Source organism: Rhizobium sp. AAP116 (assembly GCF_001295785.1).
In the GTDB taxonomy this organism is placed as follows: Bacteria; Pseudomonadota; Alphaproteobacteria; order Rhizobiales; family Rhizobiaceae; genus Allorhizobium.
Window position 1 is genome coordinate 71,320 of record NZ_LJIB01000005.1, and the last position, 18,732, is coordinate 90,051.

17 protein-coding genes are annotated in these 18,732 nt (G+C 61.3%); 8 read left to right on the top strand and 9 right to left on the bottom strand.

What is annotated here, in order from left to right; all coding sequences use genetic code 11:
- Nucleotides 1–21: 21 nt before the first annotated feature.
- Both IP85_RS05095 and IP85_RS05100 read right to left on the bottom strand, forming a co-directional pair.
- Entirely contained in the window at nucleotides 22–510 is a 489-nt protein-coding gene (locus IP85_RS05095; protein WP_054148599.1) for an MgtC/SapB family protein, read from the bottom strand.
- A 36-nt stretch (nucleotides 511–546) separates the two neighbouring features.
- A complete protein-coding gene (locus IP85_RS05100; protein WP_054148600.1) occupies nucleotides 547–921 on the bottom strand; it encodes a hypothetical protein in 375 nt (124 codons plus the stop codon).
- A 198-nt stretch (nucleotides 922–1,119) separates the two neighbouring features.
- Here IP85_RS05100 and IP85_RS05105 point away from each other — a divergent pair, with 198 nt between their 5' ends.
- Entirely contained in the window at nucleotides 1,120–1,512 is a 393-nt protein-coding gene (locus tag IP85_RS05105) for a response regulator (RefSeq protein ID WP_054148601.1), read from the top strand.
- A 7-nt stretch (nucleotides 1,513–1,519) separates the two neighbouring features.
- Here the strand turns inward: IP85_RS05105 and IP85_RS05110 are convergent, their stop codons facing one another.
- Nucleotides 1,520–2,140 (bottom strand): riboflavin synthase, encoded by a 621-nt coding sequence (locus tag IP85_RS05110; RefSeq protein ID WP_054148602.1) that lies wholly within the window; start codon nucleotides 2,138–2,140, stop codon nucleotides 1,520–1,522.
- Between the two features lie 230 nt (nucleotides 2,141–2,370).
- On the opposite strand from IP85_RS05110, the gene IP85_RS05115 reads away from it, so the two are divergent.
- The 4 genes from IP85_RS05115 (at nucleotide 2,371) to IP85_RS05130 (ending at nucleotide 6,047) form a co-directional block, all read left to right on the top strand.
- Entirely contained in the window at nucleotides 2,371–3,303 is a 933-nt protein-coding gene (locus IP85_RS05115) for a 1-phosphofructokinase family hexose kinase (protein ID WP_054148603.1), read from the top strand.
- Between the two features lie 149 nt (nucleotides 3,304–3,452).
- A complete protein-coding gene (gene exbB, locus IP85_RS05120) occupies nucleotides 3,453–4,643 on the top strand; it encodes a tonB-system energizer ExbB (protein WP_054148604.1) in 1,191 nt (396 codons plus the stop codon).
- A gap of 4 nt (nucleotides 4,644–4,647) precedes the next feature.
- Nucleotides 4,648–5,127 carry a TonB system transport protein ExbD gene (gene exbD, locus IP85_RS05125; protein WP_054148605.1) on the top strand — a complete coding sequence of 160 codons (480 nt, stop codon included), beginning with the start codon at nucleotides 4,648–4,650 and terminating at the stop codon, nucleotides 5,125–5,127.
- Nucleotides 5,124–6,047 carry an energy transducer TonB gene (locus tag IP85_RS05130; protein ID WP_054148606.1) on the top strand — a complete coding sequence of 308 codons (924 nt, stop codon included), beginning with the start codon at nucleotides 5,124–5,126 and terminating at the stop codon, nucleotides 6,045–6,047. Before exbD ends, IP85_RS05130 begins: the two co-directional genes overlap by 4 nt.
- Here IP85_RS05130 and IP85_RS05135 read toward each other — a convergent pair.
- The 3 genes from IP85_RS05135 to IP85_RS05145 form a co-directional block, all read right to left on the bottom strand.
- Entirely contained in the window at nucleotides 6,034–7,575 is a 1,542-nt protein-coding gene (locus IP85_RS05135; RefSeq protein WP_054148607.1) for a bifunctional aminoglycoside phosphotransferase/ATP-binding protein, read from the bottom strand. The genes IP85_RS05130 and IP85_RS05135 overlap by 14 nt on opposite strands.
- 126 nt (nucleotides 7,576–7,701) lie before the next feature.
- The gene (locus IP85_RS05140; RefSeq protein WP_054148608.1) at nucleotides 7,702–9,243 is read right to left on the bottom strand and encodes an aldehyde dehydrogenase family protein; all 1,542 of its coding nucleotides are present in this window, start codon (nucleotides 9,241–9,243) and stop codon (nucleotides 7,702–7,704) included.
- 38 nt (nucleotides 9,244–9,281) lie between these two features.
- The gene (locus IP85_RS05145; RefSeq protein ID WP_054148609.1) at nucleotides 9,282–10,565 is read right to left on the bottom strand and encodes an FAD-binding oxidoreductase; all 1,284 of its coding nucleotides are present in this window, start codon (nucleotides 10,563–10,565) and stop codon (nucleotides 9,282–9,284) included.
- Between the two features lie 152 nt (nucleotides 10,566–10,717).
- Here IP85_RS05145 and IP85_RS05150 point away from each other — a divergent pair, with 152 nt between their 5' ends.
- The gene (locus tag IP85_RS05150; protein ID WP_197277986.1) at nucleotides 10,718–11,617 is read left to right on the top strand and encodes a LysR family transcriptional regulator; all 900 of its coding nucleotides are present in this window, start codon (nucleotides 10,718–10,720) and stop codon (nucleotides 11,615–11,617) included.
- A gap of 10 nt (nucleotides 11,618–11,627) precedes the next feature.
- Here the strand turns inward: IP85_RS05150 and IP85_RS05155 are convergent, their stop codons facing one another.
- The 3 genes from IP85_RS05155 to purU all read right to left on the bottom strand — a co-directional run bounded on the left by IP85_RS05155 (nucleotide 11,628) and on the right by purU (nucleotide 16,126).
- Nucleotides 11,628–12,035, bottom strand: a complete 408-nt coding sequence (locus IP85_RS05155) for a DUF3307 domain-containing protein (protein WP_054148610.1) — start codon at nucleotides 12,033–12,035, stop codon at nucleotides 11,628–11,630.
- A 162-nt stretch (nucleotides 12,036–12,197) separates the two neighbouring features.
- Nucleotides 12,198–15,125: an aminotransferase gene (locus IP85_RS05160; RefSeq protein ID WP_054148611.1), complete on the bottom strand. Its 2,928-nt coding sequence runs from the start codon at nucleotides 15,123–15,125 to the stop codon at nucleotides 12,198–12,200.
- 116 nt (nucleotides 15,126–15,241) lie between these two features.
- Nucleotides 15,242–16,126 (bottom strand): formyltetrahydrofolate deformylase, encoded by an 885-nt coding sequence (gene purU / locus IP85_RS05165; protein WP_054148612.1) that lies wholly within the window; start codon nucleotides 16,124–16,126, stop codon nucleotides 15,242–15,244.
- Nucleotides 16,127–16,561: 435 nt separating this feature from the next.
- Here purU and IP85_RS05170 point away from each other — a divergent pair, with 435 nt between their 5' ends.
- Together IP85_RS05170 and IP85_RS05175 are read left to right on the top strand one after the other, a co-directional pair.
- A complete protein-coding gene (locus IP85_RS05170) occupies nucleotides 16,562–17,620 on the top strand; it encodes a glycoside hydrolase family 5 protein (RefSeq protein ID WP_054148613.1) in 1,059 nt (352 codons plus the stop codon).
- A 96-nt stretch (nucleotides 17,621–17,716) separates the two neighbouring features.
- Nucleotides 17,717–18,706 carry a glycosyltransferase gene (locus IP85_RS05175; protein ID WP_054148614.1) on the top strand — a complete coding sequence of 330 codons (990 nt, stop codon included), beginning with the start codon at nucleotides 17,717–17,719 and terminating at the stop codon, nucleotides 18,704–18,706.
- The last annotated feature ends 26 nt before the right edge of the window (nucleotides 18,707–18,732 follow it).

Genomic DNA, 18,732 nt, shown 5'->3' on the forward strand with positions numbered 1-18,732 from the left:
ATCGCCTTGCCGAGCGAGGCTTCAGTCGCGCTCGGGAGGAAGGGGTAGCCGGTGTTCAAGCAGCCGCAACAGCCACAGCACGCTCAGCGCAAAGCCGCTTGCAATGAGGCCGATCTGCCAAAAGCCGAGCCCGCAGGCAAGGCCGATGGAACCGGCGAACCAGAGGCCAGCACCTGTCGTCAGGCCTTTCACCTCACCCTTGTTGAAGACGATCATTCCTGCCGCGAGGAATGCAACACCTGCCGTCACGGCTTCAATCAAGCGGATGGGGTCCAGACGGATCTCGTCTCGGTCGAAGGCGCCGTGATGGGCGATTTCGATGGTCAGAATTGCCACGATCGCCGCCGACAGGCAGACGAGGATGTGGGTGCGCAAGCCGGCAGCGTGGCTGCGCCATTCGCGCTCCACGCCGATACAGGCACCGCAGACCATCGCGATCAGTAGCCTGATGACGATGGCCGACAGTTCCAGAGTGGTCGCGGTGCCGAAACTGTTCAGTTCAGAGGGCATGTCCCGAATCCCTGACGGTACCGTTCCCTTCCGCGATTAATGCTTCCGGTCGCTGGCGACGGTGGAGGTGTAGGACGCCGAGACCGGGTCACTGGCGGGGAAGGTGTCTTCCAGTCCTTCCTGCAGGGCGGAGTTGCTGTTCGGATTGTCGGCTGTCTCCTGCTGCTCCTGACGCAGGCTCTCGACAGCTTCACTCTGTTCATCGTTTCCGCTTTCGGCGGTTGCACCGAAGCGGCTCGCCTGCACGAGCAGGACCTGCGCCTTTTGCAGGGCGTTGTCCCGGTTCAGGCTGCCGTTTTCAGACTGTGCCATGTGAACCGATACCTTCTCGCCGCCGTCTCCGAGGAATTCGACGACGAAGCCACCTTTTGTGTCGTGGCCTTCAATGACTTCTGTTTCGATGATCTGCATGGATGAACTCCCGTGGTTTCCGGCATGGGAAACGCGTGGCTTCGCAGGGATGTTCCATCGGACGGCATGTTCCATTTATGCGAGCAACATGTCTCCTGCTTGAGCTGTTAAGTCTATGTTTACCATATTATTTAGCAATTTATGAAAATCTGAACAAACAGGGGTTGTGGGCGTTGTGGTGGCAAAAGGAGAACGAAGATGAGACCAGGACAGCCCCTTGCCATCGATACGATCCTCATTGTCGAAGACGATGTCTTCATTTCCATGGATGCCGCCGACGCGGTCGCCCGCGCTGGGGTCAATGTCATCACGACCGAAACAGTCCGAGACGCGCTCGAAATTCTCGAAAACGAACATATCTCAGGGGCGATCCTTGACTTCAAGGTTCGCGACGGGGCCGTGACGCCGATCGTTCAGCGGTTGCGCCGCAGCGGGATACCGTTTCGCATCGTTTCGGGATCTGCCATCCGGGAGATCGAGGAGAACGGCATACCGCCGGAGCTTTGCGCACCGAAGCCTGCAGACTACGGGAAGGTCCTGGTTTCCATTCTGAACGACGTGCTGCCGCAGCGACCGGGTGGTCAGCACTAATATCGCGTCAGGCGCGCTTGGACATCAGACGTTCAAGTGTGCGCTCAACCACGTCAACCATCACCATGGTCTGATGATCGACCTCAATGTTCAACGCATCACCAGCTTTGTAACGTGGAAACGTGGTTTGGCGCAGCGTCTCCGGGATGAGGTTGATCGTAAACGTGTCGTCTTTGGCCTCCGCCACCGTAAGGCTTGCGCCGTTAACGGCAAGATAGCCCCGCTTGAAGACGTACTTCGCCCACTCCTCGGGCACGCGGAAGCGGATGAACGCGCCCGGCATTTCCATCTTTGCAGCGACCAGTTCTGCCGTCGTCGCGATGTGCCCGGCAATGTTGTGGCCACCATTTTCGTCGGTCGGCTTTGCCGAGCGCTCGATATTTACCCGGTCTCCGGCTTGCAGCATGCCCAGATTGGTGCGCTCCAGCGTTGCATCCATGGCGTCGAAGGTGACGACAGTGCCGTCCATCGAGGTCACGGAAAGGCATACGCCTTCGACCGAAACACTTGCACCCAGTTGCAGATCCACCATCAGCCGCTCGGGGAGTTCGACGTAGAACGTCGTGTAGCCGTCATGGCGGATGACGGACTTGATCGGGGCGACTGTCTGGACGATGCCGGTATACATGGTGCTTTCCTCGGTAAATGCGTTGGGAAGGTAATGTCTCAGGCGCCAAAGACAATGCCCTGCGGCGATACCGCAGTGTTCACCATCCATGCAAACGGGAACGAGGCGGTCCAAACTCGGTTGAGCAAGTGCGGCTTTCGACCGGGTTGCGGACGGGACCTTGGCCGTCCTAGATCTGTCGTATCTTTGTTGCAGTCTGGCATTCCGACTTTTCCATGGTGGCCCCTTCTATGACCAAAATCCTTTGCCTCGCACTCAATCCGGCGATCGACATCTCCAGCGATGCGGAGGTGGTGCGTCACACCCACAAGACCCGGACCTATAATCAGCAGCAATTTCCAGGTGGTGGCGGGATCAATGTCGCCCGCGTCATCGTCACCCTCGGCGGGACATGCGAGTTGATGTTCCTGTCGGGTGGGGCCACGGGCGAATTGCTCGAGGCCATGTTGAAACCCCTGCCGATCATGGAGCGAACATTCCGGATTCACGATCCCGTCCGTGTGGCTTTTGCGGTGCACGAGACCTCGACCAATCTCGAATATCGTTTCGTGCCGGAAGGGCCGCTGGTGACGGAGGAGGAGCTTAAGCCCGTATTCGATGCCGTCGAAGCCAGTGATGCCGAATATGTCGTTGCAAGTGGCAGCCTGCCAAGGGGCCTACCGGATGACACCTATGTCCGTCTCGCGGATCTCGTCGCGGCGCGGGGCGGCAAGTTTGTCCTCGATACATCGGGAAATCCGCTTGCGCAGGCGTTGTCGCGATCGCGCATGTTCCTCGTGAAGCCGAGCCACGGTGAGTTCGAAGCCTTCCTGGGGCGCAAGCTGGCGCATGACGAGGTGGGACCTGCAGCACAAGCGCATGTTCGAACGGGCGCTGCCGAACATATTGCCGTCACCCTGGGGGGCGACGGTGCGATCCTCGCCTCTGCCGATGAGATCATTCGACTGCCGGCAATCGATGTGCCGGTCAATTCTGCGACCGGGGCCGGCGACAGCTTTGTCGCAGGCATGGTTTGGTCACTTGCCCAAGGCTACACAGTCGGCGACGCCTTTCGTTTCGGTCAGGCGGCTGGTGCTGCGACGGTCATGACATCGGGCACGGAACTCTGCCGCCAGAAGGACGTCATCGATCTCTACGAGCGCGAGCGGCAAAGAGCCAGTTGATCGTTATCCGAGCGATTGCGTCCGCGGGAAAACCGCGCTTTGGTTGTTTTATTACTTGTCACAGATTATCAAGTTTTATATGGGGAAAGCAGCGTGACGGCGCGGCGATGAGCGCCTGTTTTGTATCACAAGTTCATAAGGAGCTCCCAATGCCGCTCAACCATTCGGGACCTTCGCTGAAGCGATTTGGCATTCTTCTTACTTTTCTTCTATCTGCATCACTGGTGCAGGCGCAGCAGCCGGCTCCGGCGGCCACGGAAACACCCGTCGTCGCGCCTCAGGCTGGCGCGACAACCGCGCCGACTGCAAGTGAAAGCTCTGCAACTTCGCCTCGCGTCGTGACGCAGTCCGACGCTTCCACGCCTCCGGCAGCGACGGCCGCTCCCGTTTCGCCTGCGAACCCCAACAGTGAGGCTTCTCCACCAGCACCAGAGGCCGTGGCTGCTCCCAGCGCGCAGGCCCCAGTCTCCGACGCTGCCAACCTTCCTTCTGCCGTGCAGCCGGCCGATGCCGCTGCCACCGGCGGTGAAGCCGCGCAATCTCCGACGGATCCGCTTGCCTCCGAGGTCGATGCGGTGCCCGCCGACACGGTTACGGACGTGCCGCCGATGAAGGCCATGCCGCATGATCTCTCGCCCGAGGGCATGTTCATGGCCGCCGATTGGGTGGTCAAATCAGTGATGATTTCGCTGGCTGTGGCTTCGGTTCTGACCTGGACCGTGTGGCTCGCGAAATCCTTGCAGCTGTTCGGTGCGCGGGCACGCGCCAAGCGCGGCCTCAAGGCCGTCACGAATGCCCGCCAATTGCGTGATGCCCTTCAAGCCCTCGAAAATCGCGGTGGTGTGGTGGCGACCATGGTTCGTGCCGCCCAGCATGAGGTCAGTCTTTCCGATGCGGCAATTGACCAGGTCGGTGGCGAAGGCGTCAAAGAGCGCGTCGGCTCGGCGCTGGCCCGGATCGAAGCCGGGGCAGGACGCGGCATGGCGAAGGGCACGGGCGTTCTCGCCAGCATCGGCTCGACTGCGCCATTCGTCGGTCTGTTCGGCACGGTCTGGGGTATCATGAATTCGTTCATCGGCATTGCCGAGACACAGACCACCAATCTTGCCGTCGTCGCGCCGGGTATCGCCGAGGCGCTTCTGGCAACGGCCATCGGTCTCGTCGCGGCCATTCCGGCTGTTATCATCTACAATGTCTTTGCACGCTCCGTGACGGGCTACCGCCAGCTTCTTGCCGACGCCGGGGCTGGCATCGAGCGGCTGGTCAGCCGTGATCTCGACTTCCGCAAGAGTGCCCGCATCGCTCAGGCGACCAAGGCCATGGCGATGGCGGCGGAGTGAACCAATGGCCGGTGGCATCAGAGAAAACAGTTCCGGCGACGATCTGGCCGAGAACCACGAGATCAACGTGACGCCGTTTATCGACGTCATGCTTGTGCTGTTGATCATCTTCATGGTCGCCGCGCCCTTGTCGACGGTCGATGTGAATGTCGATCTGCCCGCTTCCACGGCGAAGCCGGCCGAACGTCCCGATGAGCCCGTTTATGTCACTCTCAAGGAAGACATGAGCCTGGCGCTTGGAAACGATACCGTCGCACGCGAGACGCTCAGCACGTCGCTCGACCGGATGACCGAAGGCAACAAGGACGCGCGCATCTTCCTGCGTGCCGACAAGACGGTCGACTATGGTCAGTTCATGGAGGTCATGAACCTCTTGCGGGATGCGGGATACCTGAAGATCGCCCTCGTTGGGCTGGAAGCGGTTGCCGCCGCGCCGGCGCCTGATGCTGCTACAGCGATAGAGCCCGTAGGACCGGCACCATGATCGAGCCTCGCTCCACGAAACGGATCCTTGGTGAAGGGCTGTTGTGGACAACGGCCGGGGTCCTGATCGCCACGGCCCATGCGGGTGCGGTGGCTGTTCTGTTGCGCGAACCGGACATGGTGATGGCCGATAGCGGGCCGCCGCCAGCGATCATGATCGAGCTTGCGCCGGAACCTGAGGCCGTCATCACAGACGAGACCGAGATCTCGACCGAACAGGTCGATGCAGAAGAGGTCAAGACCGCAACCAGCGAGCCGCTGCCGGAGCCGATCCCGGAGCCTGTGGAGCAGCCTCTCCCGGAGCCGCCGCCTCCAGAGCCTGAGCCAGAACCAGAACCCGAGGTCACAGAACTTCAGCCCGAAGTGCCGCCGCTGATCGAGCCCGAGCCGCTGCCGGAGATCGATCCGATCGAACAGATGGTGATGGCGGAACTGGAGAATGTCGAGGTTCCGATCCCGATGCTGCGGCCGCCCGCGCCGAAACCGGAAATCGAGAAGAAGAAAGAACCGGCGCCGAAGAGAGTGGTCAAGAAGCAGGCCCAGCCTCCCGCGTCGCAGGCGGCCCGCACGGCCAAGGCCGAGGTCGCCCAATCGACCCGCAATGCGGCTGCGGCAACCGCCAGCGGTGCCGGTCGGAGTGTTTCGCCGGCGAGATGGCAGTCGCGTCTGATGTCCCATCTCGAACGTCGCAAGCGTTACCCGAGTGCTGCCCGCAGCAACCGGGAAGAAGGCACCGTCTATGTCCGGTTCCGGATCGACGATTCCGGCAATGTGCTGTCCGTCTCGCTTTCGCGCTCGTCGGGCTTTCCGACGCTCGACAACGCGGTTCTCGACATGGTGCGCGCTGCTTCGCCGGTGCCGGCCCCCCCTGTCGGGGTCAACAAGACGATCACGGCACCCGTCCGCTTCAATCTTCGCTGAGTTTGCGGACGGCAACCAAATCAAGCGCGTCCTGCGCAACGGATGCGGCGGGTTCCGCCGCATTGATGCGATGCCAGTCGATGGGACCCGTACCGCTCTGCAATTGCTTGTCGAGCACGCCCACCGTGGCGTCCGAGTCGACAACCGGTCGGGCCTCGACGCGGGCTCTGAGAACAGCCGGGTCCGCCTCCAGCCACAGTCCGACGAACGGCACATGGTTCGCCCGCGCGACCTCCTCAATGGCTATTCTTTCGTCAGCATGGGCGAAGACGGCATTGGCGACGACGCAGCCGCCGGACCTCAGAACCATGCCAGCCTTTTCGGCGAGGGTCGCATAGACGCGTGCTGATATTTCCGGCTTGTAGGCGTGCTGTGGCATGGGATGACCTCGCGCATGGCCGAGCATTACGCGGCGCAGGCGGTCGCTTTCGAGCAGGCGCGCGCCGGGAGCAAGCCCCAGACGGGGCGCCATGGCTTCGGCGAGGGTGGATTTGCCAGAGCCGCTTAGCCCGCCGATGGCAACCAGCATCGGTTCCTTCCGCTGCAGCAGGTCGAGCGCCAGATCTCGGTAGGCGATCGCTTCCTCTGCGCCATGGCCGGTGCGATCTCCGAGGTTGCGCACCAGTGTCGCGCCGACATGAGCGCGGATCGCGGCCCTCAGCCCCAGGAGGAAGGGCAGGAGCCCAAAGCCTGCGTCATCGCCCGTTCGATCGAGATAGCGATTGACCACGGCGTTGGCATACTCCGGCAGGTTTCGATGCCAGAGATCCATCAACAGAAAGGCAAGATCATAGAGGATGTCGGAGGTCGCAAGGCCTTCGTTGAAGTCAATGCAGTCGAACATGCGCGGACCCTCGGGCCCGAGGAAGATGTTATGCAGATGAAGGTCGCCGTGGCAGTGACGGATCATGCCATCCTGCTCACGCTCGTTCAGCAATGAAGCGTGACGATCGAGGGCATCCCGGAAGAGCCTGTTCAGACGGTTTGTCTCGTCGGCTGAGAAGAGCGGCACGGCGGAAAAAGCTGCATGGTTGATATCGAGAACAGCGGCGAGGTTGGCTTCACCGCTACCCGTATGCAGCACCTCCGCTATCCTGTGAAAGTCTGCAATGCGCTCGGCCGTTTCTTCCATCAAGGTCTTCGGCAAGCTGCCCGTTTCCGCCATCCTGTCGAACAGCTTGTCCTGCGAGAAGCGGTGCATCTCGACCACGTAGTCGATAGGTGACGCTTCAGCGTCGAAGGCGACATCGCCGTTTGCGTCTCGGCCGATGGACCTCACACCGGAGTAGATCTCCGGCGCGGTTCGGCAGTTCAGCTCTACTTCTCTATGGCAGTATTGTTTTCTGAGATCGAGCGTCGAGAAGTCGGCATAGGGCAGCTTCACCGCGCGCTTCAGCTTGTAGGCCTTGTCGCCGGCCAGGAAGATGAGGGAGATGTGGGTTTCGATCAACTCGACAGGCGAGGTGATGCCATGGCTCCCGGGTTCGCGGAGAAAGGCGATGGCGGCGGACTGGTCCTCGACTGGCATGCATCCCTCACGTCTGACGGCTGCTTCAGTCTCACTCATCCGTTGATCAAAGGCCAGCGCCTGGCGCATGGACCTTTGTCGCAGGAAAGAAGGGGCCGGCGGTTGGCCGCCGACCCTTTCATAGCTTTACTCGATGTCGAACTTAACGCCCTGGGCGAGTGGCAGAGTGCGGCCGTAGTTCACCGTATTGGTCTGGCGACGCATATAGGCCTTCCAGCTGTCCGAGCCGGATTCGCGGCCGCCGCCGGTTTCCTTTTCACCACCGAAGGCGCCACCGATTTCGGCGCCCGAGGGGCCGATGTTGACGTTTGCGATGCCGCAGTCCGAACCGCGATCGGAGACGAAGGCTTCGGCTTCGCGGATGTCGTTGGTGAAGATCGACGAGGAAAGGCCCTGCGGTACGTCGTTGTTGAGGGCGAGGGCGTCATCGAAGTCGGCATACTTGATGACGTAGAGGATGGGGGCGAAGGTTTCCTCGACGACCGGGCCGCACTGCTCCGGCATTTCAACGAGGGCCGGGCGAACGTAGAAGGCGTCAGCTGCTTCGTCAGAGCGAACGCGGTCACCGCCATGCACCTTGCCGCCATTGGCCTTGGCAGCTTCCAGGGCGTGCTGCATGCGCTCGTAGGAGCCCTTGTCGATCAGCGGTCCGATCAGATTGCCGGCTTCCAGCGGGTTGCCGATGGTGACGGAGCCATAGGCCTTGACGAGGCGCGGCACGAGCGTGTCGTAAACGCTCTCGTGGACGAAGAGGCGACGCAGTGTGGTGCAGCGCTGGCCGGCGGTACCCATGGCGGAGAAGGCAACACCGCGCAGCGTCAGGTCGAGATCGGCGGTCGGGCCGACGATGGCGGCATTGTTGCCGCCGAGTTCGAGGATCGAGCGGCCGAAGCGGGCGGCGACACGCGGGCCGACGGCGCGGCCCATGGCGGTGGAGCCGGTCGCCGAGATCAGCGGGACCTTGGGGTTGTCGACGAGGATTTCGCCGATGTCACGACCGCCAATGAGGAGCGTCGACAGATTGGCCGGCGCCTTGCCGCCCTGTGCGTTGTAACGCTTCACGGCCTTTTCGAAGATCGCCTGGGTGGCGATGGCAGTCAGCGGGGTCTTTTCCGACGGCTTCCAGATCGTCGAGTTGCCGCAGACGAGGGCGAGTGCTGCATTCCAGGACCAGACGGCGACGGGGAAGTTGAAGGCCGAGATGATGCCGGTGACGCCGAGGGGGTGCCAGGTTTCCATCATGCGGTGTTCGGCGCGCTCGGTCGCGATGGTGAGACCGTAGAGCTGGCGCGACAGGCCGACGGCGAAATCGCAGATGTCGATCATTTCCTGGACTTCGCCGAGGCCTTCGGAGGTGATCTTGCCGACTTCGATGGAAACGAGGCGACCGAGTTCGGTCTTGGCGGCGCGCAGTTCCTCGCCGAGCAGACGGATCAGCTCACCACGCTGAGGTGCCGGCACGAGGCGCCATTCGAGGAAGGCCTTGTGGGCTGCATCAATGGCCTTGCGGGTGTCGTCGCCAGAGATTTCGGCAACGGCTGCGATGGTTTCGCCGTTGATCGGCGAGCGGACAGACATCGTGCCGCCGGTCAGAGCCTTGGCATCGACGCCGAAGGTTGCCATCAGCGATGCCGTTTCGGCAGAAAAATTGAGAGTGGCGAGGGTCATGGTGGTCCTTCCGTCAGGTCTACCTGGTTCTTGTTCGTTCAAAATCGTGCGCCGGCCAGATGCGCCACCTGGGCGCCGGCCTCGTACCATGCTTCCTTCAGGGTGCGGAAGGCCGGTGCTTGTGGATCGGTGAGTGGCAGGGGCAGTTCTTCCTCTGACATCTGGCCGAGAATGTGGCTTGCGATGGTCTTGCCGAAGACCGTGCCCGGCGAGATGCCTCGACCGTTATAGCCGGAGAAGCCGATGACGCCGGGCGCAAACTTGTGGAAGCGCGGAAGCGCATTCGTGGTCATACCGATCTGTCCATACCATTCGCTCTCGAATTCGATGTCCCCGATCTGCGGGAAGATCGCCTTCAGTGCGCGGCGCGCCCAGGACCGATGGATCGAGAGACCTGTACCTCGCAGGGCGCCGACGCTGCCGAAGACCATGCGGCCGGCCTTGTCCATGCGGAAGGAGGAGAGCACTTCTTTCGTGTCCCAGCAACCTTGGCGCTCCGTCAGTATCGACTTACGCAGGTTGTCGCTCAGGGGGGGCGTCGCAAAATTGAAGTAGGGGAGGTGAACCTGTTCTTCGCGCACCGCGGCAAAGGGGCCATGGCTATAGGCATCGGTTGCGACGACGATCCATTGGGCATCGACAGTGCCTTCTGCCGTGGTCACCCTCCAGCGATCGGCTGTCTTGCCATAGGCTTCAACCGGGCTTGCCGTATGCAGAACCGCTCCGGCCTTTTGTGCAGCATGAGCAAGGCCCCGGGCGTAAGCGAGCGGCTGCAGCGTGCCAGCCCGGCGATCGAGCAGGGAGCCCTGGTAGGCGCGGGTGCTGATCTTGGATTCCGTTTCTGCCTTGTCCAGCAGGTCCACGGGGGCGCCCCGGCGCTGCCATTGCTCGGCGCGCGCCTCGATTTCCTTCTGGCCGGCGCTGCCGACGGCGCAGTGTAGCGTGCCAGAGCGCTCGAGTTCGCATTCGATGCCATGGCGATCGATCAGCTCCATCACGGTGCGCGGTCCGTTGCCGAGAAGGTCCAGCAGCCGCTCGCCATAGACTGGGCCGAGTTCGCCCGGAAGATCGTCTGGCATGACCCACATGCCGGCATTGATCAGGCCGACATTGCGGCCCGCGCCCCCAAAGCCGATTTCCTTCGCTTCAAGCAGGATCACGCTGGTGCCTGCTTCGGCGAGGTGCAGGGCTGCAGAAAGCCCGGTATAACCGCCGCCGACGATCACGACATCCGCAGTCGCGGCGCCGCGCAGTGGCCCCGTCTGGGGCGGGGCAGGGGCCGTCTTTTCCCAAAGTCCGTGGGAGCGAGGATCGTTCAGCATGGTGTGGCCCCGAGATCTGCAATGTGCCGGGGCTGGTCGCATGAGATCACTTCGTGTCCCATGTCATTCCGCCCCGTACAGTCTTGTGATTTCTAGAAGAGCGTTCTACGCCATTCCAGCGATAAATTCTCAAGAGATCATTCCAAAAAGGCATGACCATGCTGCCTGCCCGCCGCTTTCTTCCATCGCTGTCGCTGCTCACTGCATTCGAGGCCGCAGCCCGGACGGGGAGCATCACGGCGGCGGCACGGGAGCTCGATCTGACGCAGAGTGCGGTCAGCCGACAGATCAAGGCATTGGAGAACCAGCTTGGTGTCGAGCTGTTTCTGCGCGAGCGCCAGACGATCCGGCTGACAGTCGCCGGTGACAGCTATGCCCGCGAGATACGGGAAGCGCTTCGCCGCATCTCCAGCGCGTCCCTGAACCTGCGTGCCAATCCGCATGGCGGCACGCTCAATCTTGCAATCCTGCCGACATTCGGTGCCCGATGGCTCGCCCCGCGGCTGGGGCAATTTCTCGCCGGCAATCCCGGGATCACGATCAATCTGGTGACGCGACTGTCGCCATTCGACTTCCGACTGGATTCGATCGATGCGGCGATCCATTTCGGCGATGCCGTCTGGCCGGGTGCGGAACTGACGCTCTTGATGCGGGAGGAGACGATCCCCGCATGCAGCCCGGACTTCAAACAGGCGCATGCGATCCAAGCGCCATCCGATCTTCTGCACGTGCCTTTGCTGCATCTCACGACCCGGCCGGATGCATGGGAACGTTGGTTCACGGAAACCGGTGTCGTGTTCGAGAACCTGCATGGAATGCTCTTCGACCAGTTCGCCACTGCATCGCAGGCGGCGATCGGCGGTCTCGGCGTGGCGCTGCTTCCGACCTTCCTCATCCAGGACGAGCTCGCACGGGGCGAGTTGGTGGCCGCAGTCGATCGCCCGATGCAGAGCGCGCAACGATATTATCTCGCCTTCCCGCGGGAGAGGGCGGCCTATCCGCCACTCGTCGCTTTCCGGGAGTGGATCGTCAAGGAACTTGCGCAGCGCTAGCAGCTTCTGGTCACAGTGAACTCGCCGCAGCCGCAATCCAGACGGCGAAGGCGAGATGGGTGAGATGGTGCAGGGTCTGGTCGGTGCCGAAAAGCCACCAATAAGCGGCCTGGTCCACCTTGAAGTGGTAACGCTGCTGGACCAGCGCCTTGCTCCGATCGATCAGTCCGTGAACGGCAAGATCGATAACCGCAAGCCAGGCGAGTTGCGGTGCCATCGTGAGGCAGATCAACAGCGTTCCCAAGGCATGGACGGCAACATGCGCGAACAAGGGAGCTATCCACCCCTTAAGCCGCTCCTTGCCTGTTGCCATCCAACCGGTCTGAAGCAGAAAATCGGCTAGGAGATGCTTGATGACGAACAGAGCGACGGCCCAGATCAAAAGATCGCTGGCGATTTGCTCCGGTATGGTGGGCATGAATATTCCTTCGGCTGTATGTTCTGTCCGAAGATAGACCACTCTCCAAAACGCTGTGAAGCTGCCATTTAGTTTACCCAGATTTGGGCTTTGCGTTTCCTTTACGCAACGATCGTGTTTCGGAGCGCGGAATTAGGAGGATAGTAGTGACTGCGTCCGTCATCACCAGCCATCGGAAAGCACCTTTTCCAGCATGTCCGCGAAGAAATCGGCGCTATCTTTGCCAAGGCAGAGCGGCGGCTTTATTTTCAAAACGTTAAGATGATCGCCCGTTGGTTGCATGATGACGCCCAGTTCTAGCAGGCGGTCGCAGATGGCTGCAGTCTCTTCCGTTGCAGGTTCCAGCGTCTCGCGATCACGCACGAATTCCAGCCCGAGATAGAGGCCCATTCCGTGGACGGCGCCGACGATCGGGAAACGCTGACCCAGAGCTTCAAGCCGTGCTTTCAGATGGTCACCGGTGTCTCGGGCATTTTGCTGCAGTTTTTCGTCCCGCATGATGTCGAGAACGGTCATCCCGACGACACAGCTCACGGGGCTGCCGCCGGAGGATGAGAAGAAATAGCCCTCTTTTTCGAGGCTGTCGGCGATCTCGCGCCTGGTGATCACGGCGCCGAGCGGCTGGCCGTTGCCCATGCCCTTGGCGACCGTGATGATGTCCGGGACGACGCCCTGCTGTTCGAAGCCCCAGAAATGATGACCGAGGCGGCCGTATCCGACCTGAACTTCATCGGCGACGCAGAGACCTCCACGCTCGCGAACGAGTGCATAGACGTCCCGGAGATAACCCGGCGGGAGCGGAATGCCACCGGCATTGCCATACACGCTCTCTGCGATGAAGCCGCCCAGTTGACCGCCCGCATTTTCGATCTCGGCGATCTTCTCGATCACGGCTTGGACATAACCATCTGTCGAACCGTCACCGCGGTATTTGCCGCGGTAGGTGTTGGGGGAGAGCACCGGGTGCACCCAGTCCGGACGCGTTTCCAGGGCGCGCGGATTGTCGGCGAGCGATGTCGAGACCGCGTCGCTTGCGACTGTCCAGCCGTGATAGGCCTCCAGGAGGCTCAGGATGTGACGGTGGCCGCTATGGGCCCAGGCGAGCCGCAGCGCAAGGTCCACGGCTTCGGAGCCCGAATTCACGAGGAAGACCGTGTCTAGCCCCTCTGGCGCGAGTGAGGCGAGGCGATCCGAGAATTCGGCGACGGCGGCGTAGTGAAAGCGCGAGTTCGTGTTGAGCATGGCCCATTGTCTGCCGACCGCCTCGGCCAAACGTGTATTGCCGTGGCCGAGGATCGTGACATTGTTGACCATGTCGAGATAGGCGCGGCCGTTCACGTCGAAGAGATGCTCTCGCCAGCCCCGTTCGATCTGTGGTGGGTCGGCATAGTAGTTCTTCTGCGGCTTGGCGAAGCTGTTCTTGCGGCGTTCCAGAAGCGCATGACTCTCCGGTGCCGGTGCATCAACGCCGACGCCGAGCAGCGTCGAAGGCGAGGGACATATGCGGCGCCAGACTGCGCTTTGCTGCGGCTTGGCAAAGAGTGGCGGGACGAGATCCGGATCGCGGCAAAGCTGGATGCGCAAGCCGCCGACGCCACCGGCTGCGCCGGCCACCGCACCGATTGCGTCACCCGCCTTTACGGTCGTGCCCTCTTCGAGGCTGCAGTCGATGCCATCCAGATGAAGCGACAGCTCAGGCGATGACAGGATCAGGTGGTGGCCGTCGAGTATAATGGTTCCGTCGAAGGGAGCGAAGGCTTCGGTCGCTCCTGGCAGGCAGACATCGATATGCAGTGCGAAGGTTGCCGGCGGCGTCTGGGACAGAGGCTTGGTGTAGGATAGGCGGAATTCGCCATAGCGGGTCGACGCAACGCCTGTCTCCATGGCCGCTCGGGCCAGAAGCTTCCAGTCGATCTCCTGGTCGCTCCAGGTGTCGCGCGGCAGGTCATGGCTCGTCACCGAGAGGTCTGTCAGGCGGAAGTCTGCGGGTGCGAGCGAGGGAAGAAGTGGATGCGACTTCGTCAGCTCCGGTTCGTCCGGAAGCATGCCGGCGGCGTCCAGGATGGCCGCTTCCATCAGCGGGTAGGGCACCGAGGTCGCCACCTCGAAAATGGTCCGCTCGTGCTCGATATTGCCAAGCACATAGTCGTTGTCAGGGTCGATCGACAGCTGCTGCTCGCTGCTGGCGACCAGCACCCCGGCGCGGGCGATGATCAGCGGCCAGAGCGCCTTCAACTCCGCCTCGTTGAGTGGATAGCGTGCGTGGAAGGCCTTGACGGCCGGCAGGATGAAGCAAGGGTCTCCATCGGCGTGGTGCAGGAGTGCGGCGCAGGTTACTGCGAGGTCGGCCACCAGCCATCCATAGAGAACATCACCGAAGTCGATGACGCCATCGGGCATCAGACGGCCGGTTGTGTTCGGTGTGGCCACCACGTTGTCGTCGGTAATGTCATGATGAATGGGTTGAATGCGGAGTTCCGAGGCCAGTGGCTGCAGGCGCTTCACCGCCATGATCATCGCCTTGGCAATCCGGTCCCGCTGTTTCTGGTCCGCGACTGATTTCAGGAGATGCAAAGCAACCGGGCCTGCGCGGCGGAGATCCCACTGCAGTTCCCGTTCCAGCCCGCTGTGACGGAAGTCCTTGAGCCCGCCTGCAATCCGGGCGACCACGTCACCGAACGAGGCGACAACCTCGGGAGCAAGATATTTCTGGCGCGTCAGGGGCTCGCCATCCAGATAGGACAAGAGCCTGACCCAGTAGTAGTGCCCGCCAACTTCGATCTGGGGGATGTATTCCCCCGTCAGGGCCGGGATCGGTTCGGGTATGCGCAGGCCGAGATCGAGATTGCGCAGGTGCTCCATGGCCCTGTTCTGGGCATCCAGTTCCGGCTGGGGATATTCCGCCCGTGTGACCTTGAGAACGAGTCGCTCTTCGCCGGTGTCGATCAGGAAATTGCGGTCCTGCTGGCTACCGAGTTCCCGGATCGTCCCGCTGAAGCCATAGAATTCGTTGAAAATGACCCTGGCATCGGCCAACGTGACGTTCGGGCGCGGCAGTTCGGTGCGCTGGAGCAGAGCCGAGTCGGCCATACGTTTCCTCCCACGGGAATCATGCCGGGAGATTAGCAGAGCCTTGTGTCGCGTCTATCCCGCAGAGCCATGGCAGCAAAAGACGAAGGGCGTCGTTTCCGACGCCCTTTTCATGCTCAGCCCATGCGCTCGGAGGCATAGGAGCCCGGGCTCGCCGGGAAGACGACCGTCCGGTTGCCGTTGATGAAGGTCCGGTGGTGGATATGGGCGTGGATGGCACGCGCCAGGACCTGGCTTTCGACGTCGCGGCCGATCGAGACGTAATCGTCTGCCGACTGGGCATGGGTGATACGGGCGACGTCCTGCTCGATGATCGGACCTTCGTCGAGATCGGCGGTGACGTAATGGGCCGTGGCACCGATCAGCTTCACACCGCGTTCGAAGGCCTGCTTGTAGGGGTTTGCGCCCTTGAAGCTCGGCAGGAAGGAATGGTGGATGTTGATGATCTTGCCCGACATCTTCTTGCACATGTCGTCGGAGAGGACCTGCATGTAGCGGGCGAGCACAATCAGTTCGGTGCCAGTCTGCTCGACCAGATCCATGATCCGGGCTTCGGCTTCCGGCTTGTTCTCCTTGGTCACCTTGATGTGGTGGAAGGGAATGTCGTGGTTCACGACGACCTTCTGGTAGTCGAAGTGGTTGGAGACGACGCCAACGATCTCGATCGGCAGCGCGCCGATCTTCCAGCGATAGAGAAGGTCGTTCAGGCAGTGGCCGAAGCGCGAGACCATCAGGAGGACCTTCATGCGCTTGGCGGCGTCATGCAGGTTCCAGTTCATGCCGAATTTTTCGGCGACGGGCAGAAAACCCTTTTCGAGCTTGGCTTCATTGGCGCCTTCCTCCGAGATGAAGGAGACGCGCATGAAGAACTGGCCGGTGTGGAGGTCGTCGAACTGAGAGCTGTCGACGATGTTGCAGCCCTGCTCGGCGAGATAACCCGAAATCGCCGCGACAATGCCGCGGGTCGACTGGCAGGATACGGTCAATACATAGCTCGTCATCGGTTCTCTCATCTCCTCGGCATGGCGCAGGCGCCGTGTCTCTATCGCATGTCCGACACGATCGGAAGCGTGCCGTGTTGCTGATCCTCATCGTCTTTCAAAGGAAGTCGGCACGCGCGCCTGTGGTTTCCGCTCCTTTGCGATGGCCAGAGATTAGGGCAGGAAATGCAAAACCCCGTTCCCATTGCGTCTTTCCAGGGCGCATCTTCGCCGTTCGTCTCTTGATGGGGGTGGAATATTCCGGCCTGTAAGCGCCGTTCGCGGTGACTTGCGCGTGAAGGATCGGGAATGCCTTCCCGGTGCCGCTCCTCAAAGTGTGATTTGAGGCGCGGTGTAGACCACACGCATGAATACTGCTGGCAGAACCAGAATGACATTACGCCGGTGACCGGCTAGAACGTCCGCGATATTCAGGCCAAGACAGGATTGAAAACGATGAAACGGAATTTGATGCTCGGCCTGATTTCCGCTGCTGTCGCCATTGCAATGCCCATCAATTCGTTTGCTGCCACAAGCAGTGCTTGCTTTCGTGGAATAAACCTCGCGGGGGCGGAATTCGGCAATCTGCAGGGCGTGTTCGGCGAAGGCTACATCTATCCCTCGTTGGAGACGATCACCTACTTCGCGGGCAAGGGTTTCAATACCGTGCGGCTCCCGTTCCTTTGGGAGCGCCTGCAGCCGAAGCTGAACAGCGACTTCGACCCTGCGGAGCTGAGCCGTCTCAAGGAAACCGTCGCGACGATCGGATCCTTCAATCAGACCGTGATCCTCGATCCGCATAACTATGCGCGCTATTTCGAAAAGCTGATCGGAACCGAGGAGGTTCCGGTCTCGGCCTTCGTCGATTTCTGGGAGCGGCTGGCCAAGGAGTTCGAGGGAGACCGCCATGTGGTCTTCGGCCTGATGAACGAGCCCTTCGACATCTCGTCGACGGATTGGCGCGATGTCGCCAACGAAGCGATCGCGGGCATTCGCGACGTTGGCGCAGACAACCTGATCCTGGTTCCGGGTACGTCCTGGACGGGTGCGCATAGCTGGTTCGGCGACTGGTATGGCGGGGCGAATGCCGAGGTGCTTTTGAGCATCAAGGACCCGGCGAATAACTATGCCTTCGAGATTCACCAGTATTTCGACGACGACTTTTCTGGCACCTTGAACAACTGCAGCCGCGCAGCTGATGCCGTCGATGCGATCCGCGAGGTCGGCGAATGGCTGAAGGAAACCGGTCAGCGAGCCTTCCTCGGCGAGTTCGGTGTTCCGGGAACGCCGGAATGCACGGCGGTGTTGACGGAGGTGGTGAAGCTGCTCGATGAGGACAAGGCATCGTGGATCGGCTGGACCTATTGGGCGGCTGGTGACTGGTGGCCCGAAACCGAAGAGCTCAACATCCAGCCGACCAAGAACGGCGATCGACCCCAGCTCCGTGGTCTCGCACCCGTGCTCAACGATTTCGTTGGTGCAGCGGAAGGTTGCCCGGGCCTTGAACGTCCCTGAGACCGCCAGCCGTGTGAAACGGCGCAGAGGTTAAGCTGGTATCAACAGTTTTGGTATTTGCTCGGCGAAGTTCCGCACATTCGAAAGAGCTCCCGATTGGCCTTACCGGATCACATCGAGCTGGTCACGCAGACGCCTGATCTGGCGCATGACGCCGTCACGGTTGTCGTGACGGTACCGACCTTTCGTCGACCAGTGCACCTTCTCAAGACGCTTGAAAGTCTGGCGGCCCAAAGGACAAACCGGCGCTATGCCGTCGTGCTGGTCGACAATGACAGTGATCACCGCGAGGGTGTGGTGGCGGCCTGGCCCCTGTTCGAAACGGGGCAGATCAACGGCATCCTGATTGTCGAGACGCTCAGGGGAAATTGTAATGCCTATAATGCCGCCTGGCTGACGGCGCTTCAGCACTTCCCCAACATGAGCCATCTGCTTGTTATCGATGATGACGAGATTGCCGATCCGGACTGGATCGAGGCCATGAGCCGCACCAAGGAAATGTTTGGTGCCGATCTGGTCGGTGGCCCGCAAGTGCCGGTCTTCCCGACGACTGAAACCGGCGATGTGCCCCGGCATCCGGTATTCACGCCGCCTTATCAGACGACTGGGCTTGTCCCGCTCCTCTATTCCTCCGGCAATCTCCTGGTCTCCCGCGTTCTGCTTGAGGCAAATACCTATCCGTTTCTCGACCAGAGGTTCAACTTCACCGGTGGCGGGGATGCGAACTTCATTGATCAGTCTGTGCGCAAAGGTTTCAAAACTGCCTGGTGTCACGAGGCGCCGGTCCTCGAGACCGTGCCTGCAAACCGTCTTGAACGATCGTGGCTGCGCGCGCGCGGAATTCGCGATGGTGTCATCTCCAGCCTGGTCGAAAAAGGACGGCGCGCCAGCGAGCCCTTGGGGGCTGTCCGGGTCTTCCTGAAGAGTGTCGCCCTGCTGACCCTCTCGCCGCTGAAGGCGATCATGGCCGCCCGCCGCCTCGGATCGCTGCAGAACAGCCTCTATTACGTCCATGTCGGCCTTGGTCGGACGCTCGCACATTTCGGATATGCCGATGAACAGTATCGACATACGGACGGGCGCTGACCGCGACGTCGCGGGGCGGAGGCCTG

What these genes read in the sequence shown, in the direction of transcription:
- IP85_RS05095 (WP_054148599.1), bottom strand. Translation starts at nt 510, where the DNA reads ATGCCCTCTGAACTGAACAGTTTCGGCACCGCGACCACTCTGGAACTG.
- IP85_RS05100 (WP_054148600.1), bottom strand. Translation starts at nt 921, where the DNA reads ATGCAGATCATCGAAACAGAAGTCATTGAAGGCCACGACACAAAAGGT.
- IP85_RS05105 (WP_054148601.1), top strand. Translation starts at nt 1,120, where the DNA reads ATGAGACCAGGACAGCCCCTTGCCATCGATACGATCCTCATTGTCGAA.
- IP85_RS05110 (WP_054148602.1), bottom strand. Translation starts at nt 2,140, where the DNA reads ATGTATACCGGCATCGTCCAGACAGTCGCCCCGATCAAGTCCGTCATC.
- IP85_RS05115 (WP_054148603.1), top strand. Translation starts at nt 2,371, where the DNA reads ATGACCAAAATCCTTTGCCTCGCACTCAATCCGGCGATCGACATCTCC.
- exbB (WP_054148604.1), top strand. Translation starts at nt 3,453, where the DNA reads ATGCCGCTCAACCATTCGGGACCTTCGCTGAAGCGATTTGGCATTCTT.
- exbD (WP_054148605.1), top strand. Translation starts at nt 4,648, where the DNA reads ATGGCCGGTGGCATCAGAGAAAACAGTTCCGGCGACGATCTGGCCGAG.
- IP85_RS05130 (WP_054148606.1), top strand. Translation starts at nt 5,124, where the DNA reads ATGATCGAGCCTCGCTCCACGAAACGGATCCTTGGTGAAGGGCTGTTG.
- IP85_RS05135 (WP_054148607.1), bottom strand. Translation starts at nt 7,575, where the DNA reads ATGCCAGTCGAGGACCAGTCCGCCGCCATCGCCTTTCTCCGCGAACCC.
- IP85_RS05140 (WP_054148608.1), bottom strand. Translation starts at nt 9,243, where the DNA reads ATGACCCTCGCCACTCTCAATTTTTCTGCCGAAACGGCATCGCTGATG.
- IP85_RS05145 (WP_054148609.1), bottom strand. Translation starts at nt 10,565, where the DNA reads ATGCTGAACGATCCTCGCTCCCACGGACTTTGGGAAAAGACGGCCCCT.
- IP85_RS05150 (WP_197277986.1), top strand. Translation starts at nt 10,718, where the DNA reads ATGACCATGCTGCCTGCCCGCCGCTTTCTTCCATCGCTGTCGCTGCTC.
- IP85_RS05155 (WP_054148610.1), bottom strand. Translation starts at nt 12,035, where the DNA reads ATGCCCACCATACCGGAGCAAATCGCCAGCGATCTTTTGATCTGGGCC.
- IP85_RS05160 (WP_054148611.1), bottom strand. Translation starts at nt 15,125, where the DNA reads ATGGCCGACTCGGCTCTGCTCCAGCGCACCGAACTGCCGCGCCCGAAC.
- purU (WP_054148612.1), bottom strand. Translation starts at nt 16,126, where the DNA reads ATGACGAGCTATGTATTGACCGTATCCTGCCAGTCGACCCGCGGCATT.
- IP85_RS05170 (WP_054148613.1), top strand. Translation starts at nt 16,562, where the DNA reads ATGAAACGGAATTTGATGCTCGGCCTGATTTCCGCTGCTGTCGCCATT.